This window comes from Nocardia sp. NPDC004568, assembly GCF_040609955.1.
Classification (GTDB): domain Bacteria; phylum Actinomycetota; class Actinomycetes; order Mycobacteriales; family Mycobacteriaceae; genus Nocardia.
This window is the reverse complement of record NZ_JBEXLL010000105.1, coordinates 1-16196: the sequence shown is the minus strand read 5'-3', so window position 1 is coordinate 16196 and position 16196 is coordinate 1. Positions and strand designations below refer to the sequence as shown.

The window sequence follows — 16196 nt, the reverse complement described above, 5'->3', positions numbered from 1 at the left end:
GGCCTCGAGACTCGCGCCTGCGGCGCATGCGCTTCGAGGCCGAAACGGCGAGACGGGCCTCAACCCTTGGAGGTGTCTCGCAGAACTCGACGCATGGGGTTGCGTTGGCATTCGAGGTTTGGTCGGCGAGTGGGCTTCTTAGCATGGGTTGGCCGGGGTGATTGCTTTCCGTACCTGGTCTGGATCGGGGGTTTCGGGCGTTTTTGGGGGTATCGTGCGCACATGGGTTATCCGGAGGATGCGCTGGCGCCCGACGAAGAGTTGATCCTGCACACCCATCCGCATTGGAAGATGCTGTTCTGGCCCATCGTCACGCTGATCGCGGTGACCGCGGTGGCGGGCTTCCTGGGCGGGCTGGTGTGGCGTACCGCCGACGAGTCCTGGCGGTCGATTCTGCTGCTCGTAATTCTGGCCGTGTGGTTGCTGCTGCTGGCGTGGCGCAGTATCGGGCCGATCGTGACCTGGAAATCCACCCATTTCATCGTCACCGATCGCCGGGTGCTGGCCCGCGAAGGCGTGATGACCCACACCGGTATCGATATACCGATGAGCCGGATCTCGAGTGTCCAATTCCGGCACGGGCTGGTCGACCGGATGTTCGGGACCGGCGAACTGATCATCGGGTCGTCGTCCGAAGAACCGCTGGAATACAGCGATATCCCGAATGTGGAACGGGTGCACGCGCTGCTCTATCACCAGGTTTTCGAGGCGGCGCCCCGCTACGGCGGCTTCTGATCCGGGCGCCGCGGGGCGCTGCCCGGGCGTGAGGAGGCCGGTGGCGGGCCGGTGGACCGTAATCTTGTCGCATGACCGCCGTATTGCTGGGCGAAGACGACGAGGCCATCGCGGCGCCGCTCTCGCGGGCGCTGGGCCGCGAGGGATATTCGGTGACCGTGGAGAGCTTCGGTCCCGCGGTGTTGGACCGGGCACTGGAAGGACACCATGATCTGCTGATCCTCGATCTCGGGTTGCCGGGAATGGACGGGCTGGAGGTGTGCCGGCAGGTGCGGGCCCGCGGCGCCGAGATGGCGGTGCTGATGCTGACCGCCCGCACCGACGAAGTCGATTTCGTGGTCGGGCTGGACGCGGGCGCCGACGACTACGTGGGGAAACCCTTCCGGCTGGCCGAACTGCTGGCCCGGGTCCGCGCCCTGCTGCGGCGCAGCGGGATCGGCGACGACACCGTGGAGGTGGGCGGGATCCGGCTGGAGCCGGCGGCACGGCGGGTACTGGTCAACGGGGTGGAAATCGGTTTGGCGAACAAGGAGTACGAGCTGCTCAAGGTGCTGATCGATCGGGCCGGCCAGGTGGTGCCCCGGGAGACGATCCTGCGTGAGGTCTGGGGTGATGCCGAACTGCGCGGATCCAAGACCCTGGATATGCACATGTCCTGGTTACGTCGCAAGATCGGCGACGAGGGCCCGATGGCCGAACGGCGGATCGTCACCGTGCGCGGTGTCGGTTTCCGCTTGAATACCGACTGACGTGCGGCGGCGGATTCTCCGGTCGATGCTGACCGTGCTGATGCTGACGACCGTGGTGCTCGGGGTGCCGCTCACCTACACGGCGTGGCTGTGGGTGGAGGACATCACCCGCAACGATCTGCGCAGCCGGCTGGAATTGATCTCCGCGGAGGTCATCGGTCAGGAACACGGGAGCGGGGTGATCAGCGGCGGCTTGGACCTGCACACGGTGCAGCCGCTGGTGCCCGAGGGCGGGCGGCTCACCGTCGTGTACCCGGCGCCCGAGGATACGGCGGTGAAGGTCGAGGTCGGGGCCGTGACGGTGACCGATCCGCTGGTGGAGTCGCTGTCGATGGGTACCGATGTATCACTGCGACTCGAGGTGCCCGCGACGCCCATGGAGGCCCGCCAGCGACAGGCGGTGGCCGGGGTGGCGCTGGCCGTGGCGATCTCGCTGGGCGCGGCGATCACGGTCGCCATCGTCACCGCGCGCCGTGTCGCCGATCCCATCCGTGATGTGGCCGCCCGGGCCGCTCGGCTCGCCATGGGTGATTTCCGCCCGGATCCGCGCCGTCACGGAATCGCCGAACTGGACCGGGTCTCCGATGTGCTCGATTCGGCGACCGTCGAGATCGCGGGACGGCTGCAACGCGAGCACGCGCTGGTCGCCGATGTGTCCCATCAGCTGCGTAGCCGGTTGACCGCGGTCCGGTTGCGGCTGGACGAATTGTCCGCGCACACCGATCCGGCGGTGGTGCACGAGGCCGAGGAGGCCATGGCCCAGGTCGACCGGCTGACCGAGGCCATCGACGATCTCGTCCGGGCCTCGCGCGACGAGGACGCCACCGACCGCGATCCCGTACCGGTGATGGACGAACTGCGCGGCATCGTCACCGAGTGGACGCATCCGTTCCGGGAGGCCGGCCGCACCCTGTACCTGACCGGTGACGAATCGCTGCGCGCGCCCATCTCCGGGTCCCGGCTGCGGGAAGCGGTGACGGTGCTGGTCGACAACGCGCTGATGCACGGCGGCGGCACCTGCACGGTCTCGGTGCGCACCGTGCGGCCGGGGCAGGATCGCGAACCACTGGTTTGTGTCCAGGTCGCCGACGAAGGTGAGGGGGTCAGCGACGAGCTGGCGCCGCATATCTTCGACCGGGGTTTCTCCGGGGCGGGGTCCACGGGCGTGGGCCTGGCGCTGGCGCGGGCTCTGATAGAGGCCGACGGCGGTCGGTTGGAACTACAACGGCGGCGGCCCGCGCTGTTCGCGGTGTTCCTCGGCAAACCGCTGGCCACGCGGGTGGAGAACCGGGTGGTGGGGGAGCCGCGCTGATCGGTCGCGGCGCCGGACTCAGCGGCCGAGGGTGCGCCGGTCGTGCTCCTCTTCCACGTACTCCTCGAGCTGTTCGAGCATCTGGTCCACCTCGTCGGGGAAGACCCAGCGCCGCATCGCCCAGTAGCGGAACGCCATCTGCAACAGATTGCCGATGATGTAGGCGCTGATGAAGTCGGCGATGTTCTCCACCATGAAGCTGACCGTGGGCTGGTGCAGCTGGAAGACATAGCGGGAGAGGTACAGCGGCGCCATGCTCAGCACCACGCCCACCCCGCTGACCACGAAGAACAGCAGTGCCTCGTGATGGCGTTCCCGGCCGCCGCGGTTCTTGAACGACCATTCCCGGTTCAGGATGTAGGAGGCGATGACCGCGATGACACCCGAGATGATCTTCGCGGTGATCGGCTTCTCCTCCAGAACCGTCCACTTCAGGATGTAGAAGATACCGCTGTCGATAACGAACGTGGTCGCCCCGACAATGGCGAACTTGATGAGCTCGCGCTGGCGGTAGGCGATCTCCTGAAGAGATTGCGGCAGGACGCTGACCACGTCGTCGACGAATGACACAAGTCCGGAGCATACCGCCAGCTGCCGTTCGCGCAGGACGTGACAGTATTGACCGACGTGAACGCACGTAGTTTCGACCCTGCCGCGATGCCGACCGTCGCCATGATCGGCGGCGGCCAGCTGGCGCGGATGACGCATCAGGCGGCCATCGAGCTGGGGCAGCGGCTCCGGGTGCTCGCCGAACGGCCGGATGACCCGGCGGCCCAGGTGAGCCCCGATGTGGTGCTCGGCAGCCATTCCGACCTCGGCGCGTTGCGCCGTGCCGCGACGGGCGCGCACGCGCTCACCTTCGATCACGAGCATGTGCCCACCGAGCACCTCGAGGCGCTGGTCGCGGAGGGGGTTAACGTGCTCCCGCCGCCGCAGGCGCTGCGCTTCGCCCAGGACAAACTGGCCATGCGCACCGAACTGTCCGCACGCGGGTTGCCGGTCCCCGCCTTCACCGTGGTCGAGTCCGAGGCCGCGGCGGTGGGCTTCGGCGAAGAACACGGCTGGCCGATCGTGCTCAAGGCGATCCGTGGCGGTTACGACGGGCGCGGTGTGTGGATGCCCGAGGACGCCGACGCGGCGGCGAAGATCACCGCCGAACAGCTCGGCGCGGGGGTGCAACTGCTGGCCGAGGTGCGGGTGCCGCTGAAACGGGAGCTGTCGGCCATGGTGGCGCGCTCGCCGTACGGTCAGGCCGCGACCTGGCCGGTGGTGGAGACCGTGCAACGCCGCGGTCAGTGCGCCGTGGTGATCGCCCCGGCGCCCGATCTCGACGAGGAGCTGGCCGCCGAGGCCGAGGAGCTGGCGCTGCGGCTGGCCGCGGATCTCGGGGTGGTCGGCGCGATGGCGGTCGAACTGTTCGAGACCACCGACGGCAAATTGCTGATCAACGAGCTGGCCATGCGCCCGCACAACTCCGGGCACTGGGGGATGGACGGGGCCCGCACCGGCCAGTTCGAACAGCATCTGCGCGCGGTACTCGACTATCCGCTCGGCGACACCCGCCCGCTCGCGCCGGTGACGGTGATGGCGAATATTCTCGGAGCGCCCGAGGCGCCGGCCATGTCCATGGACGAACGCCTGCACCATCTGTTCGCCCGGATGCCGGACGCCAAGGTGCACCTGTACGGCAAGGGCGAACGCCCGGATCGCAAGATCGGGCATGTGAACGTGCTCGGCGACGATGTCGCGGTGGTACGGGAACGAGCCGAGCGCGCGGCGCACTGGATGTCGCACGCGGTATGGACCGACGGATGGGACCCGCATGAGTGACGTGGTGGAAGGCAGTGTTCCGGGCTCCCCGGCGGTCGGGTTGATCATGGGCAGCGATTCCGACTGGCCCACGATGGAGGCCGCCGCCGAGGCGCTGGCCGAGTTCGGCATCCGGTTCGAGGTCGGTGTGGTGTCCGCGCACCGGACCCCGCAGCGGATGCTCGACTACGCCCGCGACGCCGCCGGCCGGGGGCTGCGGGTGCTCATCGCGGGCGCCGGGGGCGCCGCGCATCTACCGGGCATGGTCGCCTCGGCGACTCCGCTGCCGGTGATCGGTGTGCCGGTCCCGTTGAAGTACCTCGACGGGATGGATTCGCTGCTCTCGATCGTGCAGATGCCCGCCGGTGTGCCGGTGGCCACCGTGTCGATCGGCGGCGCCCGGAACGCCGGTCTGCTGGCCGCCCGGATTCTCGGCGCCCACGATTCCGCGTTGCGGGGCCGGATGGAACAGTTCCAGGCCGGTCTCGAAACGATGGTGCTGGAGAAGGACGAGGCGCTGCGCGCGCGGCTGTTGGGCTGATCCGCTTCCGGGAACGGCCGCTGTCCCGCCGTTCCCGGGAAGGCCCGTTCATCCGGTCGGCCTACGATCTTGGGCGGTGTACAGGGTCGACAGTCAGGCGGTTCCGATGGTGGAGTTCCCGTTCGCCGAGGTGACCGCGAACGAAATGTTCTTCGCCGAGCGCGACGAGCGCTACCGCCGGTTGCACGAATGGCCGCAGCGCTCCTACGCGCACCGGTCGGGCCTGCGGATGATCTGGAAATACGACGACGTCCGCGAGGTCCTCGCCGCCGGGAAACCGGAGATATCCCGGGCGAACTCATTGGAGCCGTTGGTCGGATATCCGCGCATTGCCGCGACTCCGCGCGCGCTACCGCATCTGTTCCGGCATCTGATCCCGCTGCCCGCGAAAGCGACCGCCGATCTGGCCGACGAGCACCTGCACGAGCGGGTGTGGAACACCATGGCGGGGCCGGCCGGTCATTTCACGATCCGGGCCGGGGATCGGCCGCGGCAGCAGGCGGCGATGATCGAACATTTCGAGGCCGCCCTCGCCGCGGTCGCGCCCACCGGCTCGACGCTCGACGTGACCGCACTGTCCATCGCCTACGCTACCCGGGTGACCGGTTCCGCGGTGGGTCTGCCGCCCGAGATCTGGCCGCGGATGGCGGTGTGGAGCGGCGCCCAGTCGGGGCTGCTGGGTCGGTCGATGCGGGGCCGGGAACTGGCCGCCGCGGTGGGGGCGCTGGGACAGTTGTTCACCGTCAGCGGTCGCACCGTCGACCACGGCCTGCGCAGCGGCACGGTCGGTTTCGCGACCCGCCTGCGCGATGCAGGGATCCGGCGCCGGGTGGCGGTTTCGGCGGTGGCGAATTCGCTGGCCGCCGGGGTGCATACGGTGAGCGGCAGTATTCAGCAGGGGCTCCAGCGCCTGCTACACGATCCGGACCGGGAATGGTGGCGGTTGCTGGCCGAACCGGGGACCGCGAGTGACGTCGCGGCCAAAGTGCTCCAACTCGATCCCGGGCTGGTGGCCTGGAAGCGGCGGATCGAACGCCCGGTCGTGCTCGCCGGTGGGACCGAATTGCCCGCGGGGCCGGTGCTGGTCATGTTCGCGGCGGCCAACCGCGATCCCGCGGCTTTCCCGGACTGCGCGAGTCTGGGGCGGGGCGGCAAGCTGCCGCTGACCTTCGGGTTCGGCGCGCACATCTGCCCGGGTAAGCAGCTGGCGACCCTCGCGGTGGAGGTCTTCCTGCACCAGCTGTACCTGCGCGCACCGCGGACGCGGCCGGTCGAGACCGAATCGCGGCCGCGTCGTGAGACGGACCTGCTGTTCAGCGGGGCGGATCTCCGTATCGCGCTCGACGGACGGCTCTGAGGGCACCGCCCGCGCCGCTCGCTACGGTGGCGCCATGGACAACGAGGAAACCGCCCGCCGAGTCGGCGGCGCCGAGCTCGTCCGTTTCCGGCTCGGTGTCGTGGACGAGGCCTTGCGCTTGTTCGCGGATCAGGGTTATGAGGCGACCTCGGTGGACGAGATCGCCGAGGCCGCCGGGATATCGCGGCGTACGTTCTTCCGGCAGTTCCGGTCCAAGGAAGATGTGATCTTCGCCGACCACGAGGCCCAGCTGGCCGCCGCGCAGGAGTACCTCCAGCAGACGCAGCTCGACCCGTGGGACGCGGTCTGCGAGGCGGCGGTCGGGGTGTTCGAACGATTCACCCGCTGGCGCGATATCGCCGAGCGGCGGTATCGCGTGGTGCGCCGCGTTCCGGCCCTGCGCGACCGGGAGATCGTGACCGTCTTCCGCTACGAGCGTTTGTTCACCGATTATCTGCGTGAGCGGTTGCCCGATTCCCCCGACCTGCCGCGCGTCCAGTTCGCGGCCGCGGTGACCGCCACCCACAACTATCTGCTGCGCCGGATGATCCGCGGTGAATCGGCGGCGGGCCCGGGTGATCTGCGGACCGCGCTGAGCGAGATCCCCCGGGGTGGCCGCCGCCCGGGCGGTGAGGACGAGCTGGTGCTCGCCGTGTTCCGCCGGGACCTGCCTGTACGGCATGTCGCCGAATTGCTGCGGCAGCGGCTGGGTAGTTTGGCAGAAGCGCCCGCCGACTGACACTGAGTGCCAGAACGCGGCGCACGAACCCGGGCGAGCGCGCGGTATACTGGGCCGAGGACTTGACACTGAGTGCCTATTATTGGCACCACCCGTACGCAACAGGAGTGAACCGAATGGCGGGAAACCCGGATTTCGATCTGTTCAAGCTGGCGGACTTCCACGATGAGCTGCGTTCGGCCATCCGCGCCCTGTGCGAGAAGGAGATCGCCCCGCACGCCAAGGACGTCGACGAGCACGCCCGGTTCCCCGAGGAAGCCCTCACCGCGCTCAACGCCGCCGGTTTCAACGCCGTCCACGTCCCCGAGGCCTACGGCGGCCAAGGCGCCGATTCCGTGGCCACCTGCATCGTCATCGAAGAGGTCGCCCGCGTCTGCGGCTCCTCCTCGCTGATCCCGGCCGTGAACAAGCTCGGCACCATGGGCATGATCCTCAACGGCTCCGAGGAACTCAAACAGAAGGTGCTCGCCGATATCGTCGCCGGTGAAATGGCCTCCTACGCGCTGTCCGAGCGGGAAGCGGGCTCGGACGCGGGCAGTATGCGCACCCGTGCCCGCCAGGAGGGCGACGACTGGGTCCTCAACGGATCCAAGTGCTGGATCACCAACGGCGGCAAATCGTCCTGGTACACCGTCATGGCCGTCACCGACCCCGACAAGGGCGCCAACGGCATCTCCGCGTTCCTGGTGCACAAGGCCGACGAAGGTTTCGTGGTGGGTCCGCTCGAGCACAAGCTCGGTATCAAGGGTTCCCCGACCGCCGAACTGTACTTCGAGAACTGCAAGGTCCCCGGCGACCGCATCATCGGCGAACCCGGTACCGGCTTCAAAACCGCCCTGCAGACCCTGGACCACACCCGCCCCACCATCGGCGCGCAGGCCGTCGGCCTGGCCCAGGGCGCCCTGGACGCCGCACTGGCCTACACCAAGGACCGCAAACAGTTCGGCAAGTCCATCGCCGACTTCCAGAACACCCAGTTCATGCTGGCCGATATGGCGATGAAGATCGAAGCCGCCCGGCTGATGGTCTACACCTCCGCCGCCCGCGCCGAGCGCGGCGAACCGAACCTCGGCTTCATCTCCGCCGCCGCCAAATGCTTCGCCTCCGATGTGGCGATGGAGGTCACCACGAACGCTGTCCAGCTGTTCGGTGGGGCCGGCTACACCACCGATTTCCCGGTGGAACGGATGATGCGCGACGCCAAGATCACCCAGATCTACGAGGGCACCAACCAGATCCAGCGGGTGGTCATGTCCCGCGCCCTGCTCAAGGGGTAATTCCCCGGATCACGCTGCCCGGCCGGCGGCCTGGGAATCACTCTCAGGCCGTCACCAGGCCGTCGGACGGTGCAGGTCGTCCGAACAACGTCATCGATGGCCCGTCGCGCCCGCTCATGACTGGACGACACCAGGTGCGTGTAGGTGCGCAGGGTGAACCCGGCTCGGCATGCCCGAGGTAGCCAGCGAGCTCCTTCACCGACACCCCCGCGAGACAGCAGCGTCGAGGCGTAGAAGTGGCGAAGCGCGTGCATCCCCTCCGCTCGCTTTCGGTACTCGACCTCGCCCCGCCGGTTCAGGCTCGCGCGGCCAGGAGTTCGGTGGTGAGCCGGGCGAGGCGGCGGGCGTTGCCGGGATCGAGTGAGGGAAGGGAGAGATCCAGGGTGCGGCCGCGGTCCACGGCGGTGAGTGGTGCCGCGGGTGGATTGTCGATGAAATCGTGGAGCGGGCGCACCGATTCGCGCACGGGGCGTGCCGCCACCGCGGCCAGGGCGCGGATCGCGGTCCTGGTGAGAACACCGAGCGGGGAGAGGTCGCCGCTTCTGGTGAAGCCGGGGTGGTAGAGGACGACTTTGATCTTGTCGCCGTGCTCTTCGGCGAATGAGACACCGAGTAGGTCGTTGGCCCGCCCGGCCTGTAACTGGGCGCCGACCACGCTGTAGCCGCGGGAGAAGTGGGGGTCGTCCCAGCGGACAGCGCCCTTCTGCACACCGACACCGGCGATATTGACGATCACCGGTCGGGCCGCGCGTGCCAGCAGGGGAACCAGCCTGTGCGAGAGCAGATACCGGCTGAGGTAGTACAGCGCGAAGGTCTGCTCGAAACCCTCGGCGGTCCGGACGCGTTTCGGTGCCGTGCGGTTCGCGAAGAGCAGAAGTGCGTCCAGGGAGTCGTAGGCGGCGCCGATCTCGGCGACCACACGTTCCACCTCCGTCACCGAACTCAGGTCGGCGCGGACGAAGTGGAGGCGGTCCGCGTCCGCCCCGGCCGCGGCCGTGAGTTCTCTGCCCTTGGCCGGGTTGCTGCCGATCGCGACGACCCGGTCGCCGCGGGCGAGGCGTTCGAGGGCGATCGCGCGACCCATGCCGTCCGTGCCGCCGCTGATAAGAATGGTTCTGGACATCACACCTCCGTGGACCCGACTGCTGTACTCATCCTCGGCAGCGGCCACCGGAAGCGAAAGAAGGCACTTCAATGTCCGATACACACACGGATGTGCCCTCCATCGCCGCCGCCGCGCTTCCCACGCCGGTGCCGCGCGCGGAGCACGAGCTCTGCCCGGTGTCGGGGCTGATGAGCCGTATCGGCGACAGATGGAGCCTGCTGGTGATCGCGCTGCTGGCCGCGCGCCGCTACCGCTACAACGAACTGCACCGTTCGATCGAGGGCATCAGTCAGCGCATGCTGACCCGGACTCTGCGTGCGCTCGAGGACGACGGGCTCGTCGATCGCGTGGTGTACCCGACGGTCCCACCGGCGGTGGAATACGGGCTCACCCCGCTCGGGGAAACACTGCTGGTTCCGCTGTCGGCGCTGGCCGATTGGGCCGTGGACCATGCCGGCGATATCCCCGCCGCGCGCTCGGACCGTACCGACGCACGCACGGCCGGCGCAGCCGGAAAAGAGTGATCGGGGCCCGTCCCGGCCCGACTCGCGGACGCCCGGCCGTGACCGGATCTGTATCATGGGCCCTTGGAGACCACGCCGATAAGTCCCGCGCGGTCGTCGATCGGTTCGAGCGCCTGGACCCCCGGCTCGCCGAGGGGATTCGCAGTCCCGACAGCCGCGGGGCGGACGACGGTCCGACCGGGGAGTACCCGTTGCCCGGCCGTACGGACGTGCCGCGGTTCGAGCCGACCGGGCTCGGTGACGAGCATCACCCGACCCGGTCCGGGCCGCTACTGCGAATTCTTTTGTGGAGTCTGCCCACGCTGGGGGCCGGTGCGGTGCGGAGGGCTTCGAGGAACCGGCGTAGGCAGGTCAGGGTGTCGCGCTCCGGCCGTTGAGTACTCCCTTCCCCTTCGGTGCCGGCGACGGCCGTGGGGCTGTCGTGATCGCGCTCGGGTGCGACATGGGCCTGCCGGATGTCCTGATCTGACATAGATGTGTCGTGGACGCCATCGGCGCGAGAAGAAAGAATCATCTATGTGAAGCGCATCGCCGCCGTCGCATACGACGGATTCCAGCTGCTGGACCTCGCCGGTCCGGCCGATGTCTTCGATGTGGCCAACCAGGTACTCGGGCGGCAGGCTTACGGGGTAGAGATCGTCGGGGTGCACAGCGGGAGGGTCCGGGCCGGTAACGGTGTGGCGCTCTACGCGGTGACGCCCGACGAGCTGCCGCCCGGCCGCATCGACACCGTGGTCGTCGCCGGCGGCACCGCCTTGCTCGAGGACCCGGTCGATCAGGCGGTGGTCGACGCGATCGTGGCACTGGCCACCCGTGCGGACCGGGTGGCCTCCGTGTGCACCGGCGCCTTCGTACTCGCCGCGGCCGGGCTGCTCACGCGCCGGCGGGCGACGACCCACTGGCTCGCCACCGATCGACTCGCCCGGGCCCACCCCGATATCGAGGTCGAGCCGGATGCGATCTACATACGCGACGGCAATATCTGGACATCCGCCGGTGTCACCGCCGGAATCGATCTCGCACTCGCGCTGGTCGCTGCCGACTACGGTCACGATGTCGCCCGCGTGGTCGCCAGCGGACTGGTCGTCTACCTCCAGCGGCCAGGCGGGCAGAGCCAGTTCAGCACGGCGCTGCGCGCGAGACCACCCGCGTCGGAGGCGCTGCGCGAGCTACAGGTCTACATCGATGCCAACCCGGCCGCCGATCTCGGTGTCGCCGCGCTCGCCGAGCGGATCGGGATGAGTCCGCGCCACTTCACCCGTGTCTTCACCGCTCAACTCGGTATCGCACCCGGACGGTACGTCGAACGCAGCAGGGCCGATGCCGCCCGGCGCCTCCTCGAAACCACGGATGCAACGCACGAATGGATTGCCCGCGCTTCCGGTATCGGATCGCCCGAGAGCTTGTACCGGGTCTTCCGCCGACGCTGGTCTGTCTCACCCGGCACCTATCGCCGCATGTTCCACACCCCTGCCCACAACCCCCCGCACGAAAGTCACTGAGGAAAATGCACGTTGCCATTCCGATCTACCCGACCTACACAGCTCTCGACATAGTCGGCCCCTATACGGTTCTGGCTTTCGCGCCGGGATGGCAGGTCTCCTTCGTGGCGGCCACCGAAGGGCCGGTGCTCGACGACCGCGGTTCCCTGTCCCTTGTCGTCACGGCAACCTACGACGAGGTCACGCAACCCGATATCGTGCTCGTCCCCGGGGGCAACGGGACCGCGCAGGCGCTGGGGGACCCTCTCCTCCTCGACTGGCTCCGGACCGTCCACGAGCACACCGCCTGGACCACGTCGGTCTGCTCCGGCTCCCTGATCCTCGGGGCCGCGGGGCTCCTCGAGGGGCTACCGGCCTCCTGCCACTGGGGCTGGCGGGACCTGCTGCGGTCGTTCGGCGCCGTTCCATCCGACGAGCGCGTCACGGTCAACGCCGAACATCGCATCGCCACCGCCGCCGGAGTGTCCGCCGGAATCGATATGGCGCTGTCCCTCCTCGGCCGCACCGCCGGCGACGACACCGCTCGCGCGGTACAACTCGCCATCGAATACGACCCACAACCACCGTACGATTCGGGCTCCGCCGCCACCGCGACCGAAGCGTTGCGCGCGGCCGCTCTGGCCCTCATCTGAGCCGAGCCGCGACAGGCGGAAACGGGAGAACCGGGTATGTCCGGTGCGGGCCCATCACCCAGAAGTTCGAGGTCTGTCGTCGCGTCTTCCGCTCTGGGGAAGGCGCGGCGATCAGGGAGTTGCCCTCCCGTTACGCTCATACGCCGATATCCGGCCGATGGCCCGGTCTTCTCGAGGGGGCGGAAATTCCGGAGGTGGATTGAAGAAGATGTTGCCCTGCTGATCATGCGACGGGCACCGATAATCGCGCTGTTGCTTCTTCCAGGTTTTCTCCTCCTGTACATCGGTGTGGCAGGCCAGAATGATCTGCATTCCCCCAACTATCGACACCGCTCGGCGCATTGCGGGCCACCGTCACGAGCTGCGTCCGGGTGGGCCGAGGCTACGGCCGCCGTAACCGGTGTGCCTGTGAACCGATATCGGCATCGCCCGACTCGAGGGGCCGGTGCGGAGGGCCTCGAGGACCCCGCGCAGTGAGGCCAGGGTATCCGGCAAGGCGTCGGAGCCGGGGGAGGTGGCGAGCCAGAGGGCGGCTTCGTTCATGGCGCCGGACAGCAGGTGGGCGAGCGGGGGTATGGGCTGGGGCGGGAGGACGCCCGCGGTGATCAGAGCGGTGAGAGCTTCTTCGAGGTGGCGGGCGGAGGCGGATTCGTCCATGGCGCGCCACTCCTGCCAGCCGAGGACCGCGGGGCCGTCGATGAGCATGATGCGCTGGATCTCGGGGGTGGTGCAGGTGGTCAGGAAGGTTTCGCAGCCGGTGACGAGCTGGGTCCAGAGGTCCGATTCGCTGTCGGCGGCGGCGGCGACGCGGGCGCCGACCTCGGATTGCACATCTTCCAGGACTGCGCGGAACAGGGTGAGTTTGCTGTCGAAGTTGTGGTAGAGCGCACCCTTGGTGACGCCCGCTGCGGCGACGATCTCCGAAAGGCCTACAGCGGCATAACCTTTGGTGGCGAAGAGCGCCCGGCTGTGGTGCAGCAGAGCGGCGCGGGTCTGTTCCCGTTGCTGGGTGCGCAGCGATCCGGCCATGACGAACCTTCCATTGACATACCGATGGTATGCGACCTAGCCTAGTTCGCATACCGTCGGTATGCGAAATTCGGCGCGAAAGAGGCAGGTATGGCACTCGGCAGCTTCTACCCGGTCATCGGCACCCCGCGGATCGCGCAGACGCGCGATTTCTACACCCGCTGGTTCGGCTTCGAGATCACCTTCGCGGCGGACTGGTACGTCAGCCTGCGGCGGACCGAAGGCGAGCGGCACCACGAGCTCGCGCTGCTCGACCCCACCCACCCCACCGTCCCCGCGGGCTACCGCAAACCGGTCCAGGGCCTACTGCTGAACTTCGAGGTCGACGATGTCGACGCCGAATGGGAGCGGCTGGTCGTGCGCGGTGGGTTGCGGGCCGAACTCGATATCCGCTCGGAGGATTTCGGGCAGCGGCATTTCATCATCGCGGATCCCAGCGGCGTGCTGATCGATATCATCACCGAGATACCGCCCACCGGCGAATACGGCGGACAGTTCGCCGCCGGATCCGCGGTGGTATGACGCTCAGTCCCCGTCGCCGCCCGGGCGCGGCTCGGTAGAACCGGTTCGTCGGAAGAGCAGGGGTGGGGGAAAGTTTCTGGATACGATCCGCGTGCCGGACCACAGGCACACGGTGTGACTGTCGCGCAAGTGTTCGCTGACGAGGCCGTCCACGACGGTGACATTGCGGACGGGGCACAGCCCGGGGCAGCCGATGGTGGTGATCGCACCGGCGCTGTCGCGGTGGACGGCGCCGCGCAGTTGACGTGAGCTGATCCAGGGCCGGTGGCCGAGCGGGCAGACGGCGTACTCGGTGACCTTCATCCCCGCCCAGGGGCATTCACCTGGGACATTGCGCCAGTGTTCGGCCACTCTGCCGTCCAGCACGGTCGTCCCGTGTAGGCAGTACAGGGTTTCCGGACAGCGGAACCGGCCGGGATTGGTCGAGGTGGCGAGCATTCCGAGGTGGATCCAGGGCTCGATCCGGCAATCGCAGGCAGAACAAGCTGACTGTGGCATGCGGTGTGGTTCGGCCCGCGGGTGTTGCCGGATGGGCGCACAATGGGTCGGATGACATCCGGTGCGCGTCAGCAGTTGAACGACCCGGCCGGGCTCCGGTCACGACTGCGGCACGTCTATTGGATCGGTGGGGGGAGTGGAGCCGGTAAGTCGGCCGTCACGACCGCTGTCGCCGCGCGGCACGGTCTGCGGGTGTACCCGACCGATGACGCCATGGCCGATCACGCGGCCCGCGGCACGCCCGGTGACATGCCGTATCTGGCGGAGTTCCGGACCATGAGCATGGACGAGCGCTGGGTGCACCGGACTCCGGAGACGATGTTCGAGACGTTCCACTGGTTCCGGGGCGAAGGTTTCGGTGCGATCGTCGACGACCTGCTGGATATCCGCGAACGCACTGTTGCCGAAGGGTTCCGCTTGCTCCCTCGCCTGGTCGCGCCGCTGCTTGCCGAACCCGCCCGGGCGATCTGGCTGCTACCGTCACCCCTGTTCCGCCGCAAGGTCTTCGCCGGCCGCGGCTGGGAGATCCCGCGCCGGACCGGCGACCCCGCCCGCGCGCAGCGCAATCTGCTGCGGCGCGACGAAATGTTCACCGACCATGTGCGCGCGGAAGCGGCGCGGCTCGGGTTGCCCGTGCTCGAGGTCGATGGATCGATGACGGAGCAGGAAACGGCGGACCACGTGGGACGTGTCTTCGGCTTCTGATTTTCCGAGACGCGGTCAGATCCGGCCGAGATCGATCTTCACGGGGAACGGAGCAGCGGCTTCGACGACTCCGGTGAACATCTCGCCGGATCGATAGGACCCGGTCGCCGGATCGAGGATGTAGGTGTAGACCAGCGGGATTCCGGTGGCGGCCTGTTCGATCCGCCAGTAGAACGCGATACCGGCCCGGGCGTACTGCTCCACCTTCACTATGCGGTCGGTGGTCTCGGAGCCGGGCGAGACAACTTCGGCCACCAGGAGCACATGCTCGGGGCGGGTCGGCGTGATATCGATTGTGTCCGCGCGGTACACCACCACATCAGGGCGTCGATTGTTGAGGGGTACGTCCTGGAGCCGGACATCGAAATCGGTATCGGCGTTCCAATCGGGCCCGGCCGCGGCGTCCAGTGCGTTCGCCAGGATCCGGGCCAGGCGGTTGTGCCGCTTGGACGCGCTCGGACTCACGGCGACCATCCCGTCCACGATCTCGATCCCCGCACACTGCTCCTCGCTCCAGGAGTCGTACTCCTCGGAGGTTATCTGCTCGTGCATCCATGCGGGGGCTACCGTCTCGGTGGTCATGACGCTCCTCCCGGACACTGTCGGGCGGGTCCGATCCCGCTCACCGGATTCTACTTCGGATGCCGCGTCACGAGCTGCTCGTCCCGGTGTCACGAGCAGCGAAAACGCCGCCCACCACCGCGGTGGCCGAGCGTGGCGACGGCCGGGGGCAGCGGGGGCGCGGATCCCGGGTCCGGCCGGTCGCGGGTCGCTTCGGTGGATCGCGCCGTCCTCGTGGATCATGTACGCCGTGAGCGATACCGATCTTGTGGACGTGACCATCAGCGGACCCGACGAAGAGTGGCTGGCGGAGTTCACCCACCGGCTCGTCACGGATCGGTTGGCGGCGTGCGGGAACATCTTCCCGGACGTGCGATCGATCTACCGGTGGGAGGGCGCGGTGGAGGACGCCGCCGAGGCCGTTGTCGTGCTGCACACCCGGGCCTCGCTGGTGCCCGCGATCGTCGAACGCGCCAACGCCGAGCACCCCGACGAGGTCCCCCAGGTCGTCGCGGTTCCGGTGGCCGCAGTGAACCCCGCCTACGGTCGGTGGATCCTGGACGAGACCGCGAGCTGAACACCGGCGCCACCGCGTCCGG

20 protein-coding genes are annotated in these 16196 nt (G+C 68.3%); 14 read left to right on the top strand and 6 right to left on the bottom strand.

The features are described 5' to 3' along the window. Positions 1–222 precede the first annotated feature (222 nt). The 3 genes from ABZV91_RS29935 to ABZV91_RS29925 all read left to right on the top strand — a co-directional run bounded on the left by ABZV91_RS29935 (position 223) and on the right by ABZV91_RS29925 (position 2796). Entirely contained in the window at positions 223–735 is a 513-nt protein-coding gene (locus ABZV91_RS29935) for a PH domain-containing protein (protein WP_355248911.1), read from the top strand. Between the two features lie 71 nt (positions 736–806). Further along, positions 807–1484 carry a response regulator transcription factor gene (locus tag ABZV91_RS29930; protein WP_355248908.1) on the top strand — a complete coding sequence of 226 codons (678 nt, stop codon included), beginning with the start codon at positions 807–809 and terminating at the stop codon, positions 1482–1484. A 1-nt stretch (position 1485) separates the two neighbouring features. After that, a complete protein-coding gene (locus tag ABZV91_RS29925) occupies positions 1486–2796 on the top strand; it encodes a HAMP domain-containing sensor histidine kinase (RefSeq protein WP_355248905.1) in 1311 nt (436 codons plus the stop codon). Positions 2797–2814: 18 nt separating this feature from the next. On the opposite strand, the gene ABZV91_RS29920 is transcribed toward ABZV91_RS29925, so the two are convergent. After that, entirely contained in the window at positions 2815–3366 is a 552-nt protein-coding gene (locus ABZV91_RS29920; RefSeq protein WP_355248902.1) for a GtrA family protein, read from the bottom strand. Between the two features lie 87 nt (positions 3367–3453). Between ABZV91_RS29920 and ABZV91_RS29915 the strand changes: the two genes are divergently transcribed. The 5 genes from ABZV91_RS29915 (at position 3454) to ABZV91_RS29895 (ending at position 8519) form a co-directional block, all read left to right on the top strand. After that, on the top strand, positions 3454–4626 hold the full coding sequence (locus ABZV91_RS29915) for a 5-(carboxyamino)imidazole ribonucleotide synthase (protein ID WP_355248914.1): 1173 nt from the start codon (positions 3454–3456) through the stop codon (positions 4624–4626). Next, complete coding sequence (gene purE / locus ABZV91_RS29910) at positions 4619–5146, top strand: 5-(carboxyamino)imidazole ribonucleotide mutase (protein ID WP_355248900.1); 528 nt, start codon at positions 4619–4621, stop codon at positions 5144–5146. The genes ABZV91_RS29915 and purE overlap by 8 nt, the downstream gene beginning before the upstream one ends. A gap of 76 nt (positions 5147–5222) precedes the next feature. Continuing rightward, the gene (locus tag ABZV91_RS29905; RefSeq protein WP_355248897.1) at positions 5223–6503 is read left to right on the top strand and encodes a hypothetical protein; all 1281 of its coding nucleotides are present in this window, start codon (positions 5223–5225) and stop codon (positions 6501–6503) included. Positions 6504–6537: 34 nt separating this feature from the next. Further along, positions 6538–7242: a TetR family transcriptional regulator gene (locus ABZV91_RS29900; RefSeq protein WP_355248894.1), complete on the top strand. Its 705-nt coding sequence runs from the start codon at positions 6538–6540 to the stop codon at positions 7240–7242. A gap of 116 nt (positions 7243–7358) precedes the next feature. After that, on the top strand, positions 7359–8519 hold the full coding sequence (locus ABZV91_RS29895; protein WP_355248891.1) for an acyl-CoA dehydrogenase: 1161 nt from the start codon (positions 7359–7361) through the stop codon (positions 8517–8519). Between the two features lie 295 nt (positions 8520–8814). Here the strand turns inward: ABZV91_RS29895 and ABZV91_RS29890 are convergent, their stop codons facing one another. After that, on the bottom strand, positions 8815–9642 hold the full coding sequence (locus tag ABZV91_RS29890; protein ID WP_355248888.1) for an SDR family NAD(P)-dependent oxidoreductase: 828 nt from the start codon (positions 9640–9642) through the stop codon (positions 8815–8817). 71 nt (positions 9643–9713) lie between these two features. Here ABZV91_RS29890 and ABZV91_RS29885 point away from each other — a divergent pair, with 71 nt between their 5' ends. From ABZV91_RS29885 to ABZV91_RS29875, 3 genes are all read left to right on the top strand, one after another. After that, a complete protein-coding gene (locus tag ABZV91_RS29885) occupies positions 9714–10148 on the top strand; it encodes a helix-turn-helix domain-containing protein (RefSeq protein WP_355248885.1) in 435 nt (144 codons plus the stop codon). Positions 10149–10666: 518 nt separating this feature from the next. Continuing rightward, positions 10667–11650 (top strand): GlxA family transcriptional regulator, encoded by a 984-nt coding sequence (locus tag ABZV91_RS29880; RefSeq protein ID WP_355248882.1) that lies wholly within the window; start codon positions 10667–10669, stop codon positions 11648–11650. A 5-nt stretch (positions 11651–11655) separates the two neighbouring features. After that, entirely contained in the window at positions 11656–12282 is a 627-nt protein-coding gene (locus tag ABZV91_RS29875) for a DJ-1/PfpI family protein (protein ID WP_355248879.1), read from the top strand. A gap of 111 nt (positions 12283–12393) precedes the next feature. Here the strand turns inward: ABZV91_RS29875 and ABZV91_RS29870 are convergent, their stop codons facing one another. Further along, a complete protein-coding gene (locus tag ABZV91_RS29870) occupies positions 12394–12594 on the bottom strand; it encodes a hypothetical protein (protein ID WP_355248876.1) in 201 nt (66 codons plus the stop codon). 42 nt (positions 12595–12636) lie between these two features. After that, positions 12637–13311: a TetR/AcrR family transcriptional regulator gene (locus tag ABZV91_RS29865; protein ID WP_355248874.1), complete on the bottom strand. Its 675-nt coding sequence runs from the start codon at positions 13309–13311 to the stop codon at positions 12637–12639. A gap of 90 nt (positions 13312–13401) precedes the next feature. On the opposite strand from ABZV91_RS29865, the gene ABZV91_RS29860 reads away from it, so the two are divergent. Beyond that, positions 13402–13833: a VOC family protein gene (locus ABZV91_RS29860; RefSeq protein WP_355248872.1), complete on the top strand. Its 432-nt coding sequence runs from the start codon at positions 13402–13404 to the stop codon at positions 13831–13833. Between the two features lie 3 nt (positions 13834–13836). Here the strand turns inward: ABZV91_RS29860 and ABZV91_RS29855 are convergent, their stop codons facing one another. Then, complete coding sequence (locus tag ABZV91_RS29855; protein ID WP_355248869.1) at positions 13837–14271, bottom strand: hypothetical protein; 435 nt, start codon at positions 14269–14271, stop codon at positions 13837–13839. A gap of 111 nt (positions 14272–14382) precedes the next feature. On the opposite strand from ABZV91_RS29855, the gene ABZV91_RS29850 reads away from it, so the two are divergent. Then, positions 14383–15036 carry a hypothetical protein gene (locus ABZV91_RS29850; RefSeq protein WP_355248866.1) on the top strand — a complete coding sequence of 218 codons (654 nt, stop codon included), beginning with the start codon at positions 14383–14385 and terminating at the stop codon, positions 15034–15036. A gap of 15 nt (positions 15037–15051) precedes the next feature. Here the strand turns inward: ABZV91_RS29850 and ABZV91_RS29845 are convergent, their stop codons facing one another. After that, the gene (locus tag ABZV91_RS29845; RefSeq protein WP_355248863.1) at positions 15052–15618 is read right to left on the bottom strand and encodes a Uma2 family endonuclease; all 567 of its coding nucleotides are present in this window, start codon (positions 15616–15618) and stop codon (positions 15052–15054) included. 229 nt (positions 15619–15847) lie between these two features. On the opposite strand from ABZV91_RS29845, the gene cutA reads away from it, so the two are divergent. Continuing rightward, a complete protein-coding gene (gene cutA, locus ABZV91_RS29840; RefSeq protein WP_355248860.1) occupies positions 15848–16174 on the top strand; it encodes a divalent-cation tolerance protein CutA in 327 nt (108 codons plus the stop codon). The last annotated feature ends 22 nt before the right edge of the window (positions 16175–16196 follow it).

Excerpts from the sequence above, each read along its gene's own strand:
- ABZV91_RS29935 (WP_355248911.1), top strand. The coding sequence starts at position 223 with ATGGGTTATCCGGAGGATGCGCTGGCGCCCGACGAAGAGTTGATCCTG.
- ABZV91_RS29930 (WP_355248908.1), top strand. The coding sequence starts at position 807 with ATGACCGCCGTATTGCTGGGCGAAGACGACGAGGCCATCGCGGCGCCG.
- ABZV91_RS29915 (WP_355248914.1), top strand. The coding sequence starts at position 3,454 with ATGCCGACCGTCGCCATGATCGGCGGCGGCCAGCTGGCGCGGATGACG.
- purE (WP_355248900.1), top strand. The coding sequence starts at position 4,619 with ATGAGTGACGTGGTGGAAGGCAGTGTTCCGGGCTCCCCGGCGGTCGGG.
- ABZV91_RS29900 (WP_355248894.1), top strand. The coding sequence starts at position 6,538 with ATGGACAACGAGGAAACCGCCCGCCGAGTCGGCGGCGCCGAGCTCGTC.
- ABZV91_RS29895 (WP_355248891.1), top strand. The coding sequence starts at position 7,359 with ATGGCGGGAAACCCGGATTTCGATCTGTTCAAGCTGGCGGACTTCCAC.
- ABZV91_RS29890 (WP_355248888.1), bottom strand. The coding sequence starts at position 9,642 with ATGTCCAGAACCATTCTTATCAGCGGCGGCACGGACGGCATGGGTCGC.
- ABZV91_RS29885 (WP_355248885.1), top strand. The coding sequence starts at position 9,714 with ATGTCCGATACACACACGGATGTGCCCTCCATCGCCGCCGCCGCGCTT.
- ABZV91_RS29875 (WP_355248879.1), top strand. The coding sequence starts at position 11,656 with ATGCACGTTGCCATTCCGATCTACCCGACCTACACAGCTCTCGACATA.
- ABZV91_RS29870 (WP_355248876.1), bottom strand. The coding sequence starts at position 12,594 with ATGCAGATCATTCTGGCCTGCCACACCGATGTACAGGAGGAGAAAACC.
- ABZV91_RS29865 (WP_355248874.1), bottom strand. The coding sequence starts at position 13,311 with ATGGCCGGATCGCTGCGCACCCAGCAACGGGAACAGACCCGCGCCGCT.
- ABZV91_RS29860 (WP_355248872.1), top strand. The coding sequence starts at position 13,402 with ATGGCACTCGGCAGCTTCTACCCGGTCATCGGCACCCCGCGGATCGCG.
- ABZV91_RS29855 (WP_355248869.1), bottom strand. The coding sequence starts at position 14,271 with ATGCTCGCCACCTCGACCAATCCCGGCCGGTTCCGCTGTCCGGAAACC.
- ABZV91_RS29850 (WP_355248866.1), top strand. The coding sequence starts at position 14,383 with ATGACATCCGGTGCGCGTCAGCAGTTGAACGACCCGGCCGGGCTCCGG.
- ABZV91_RS29845 (WP_355248863.1), bottom strand. The coding sequence starts at position 15,618 with ATGACCACCGAGACGGTAGCCCCCGCATGGATGCACGAGCAGATAACC.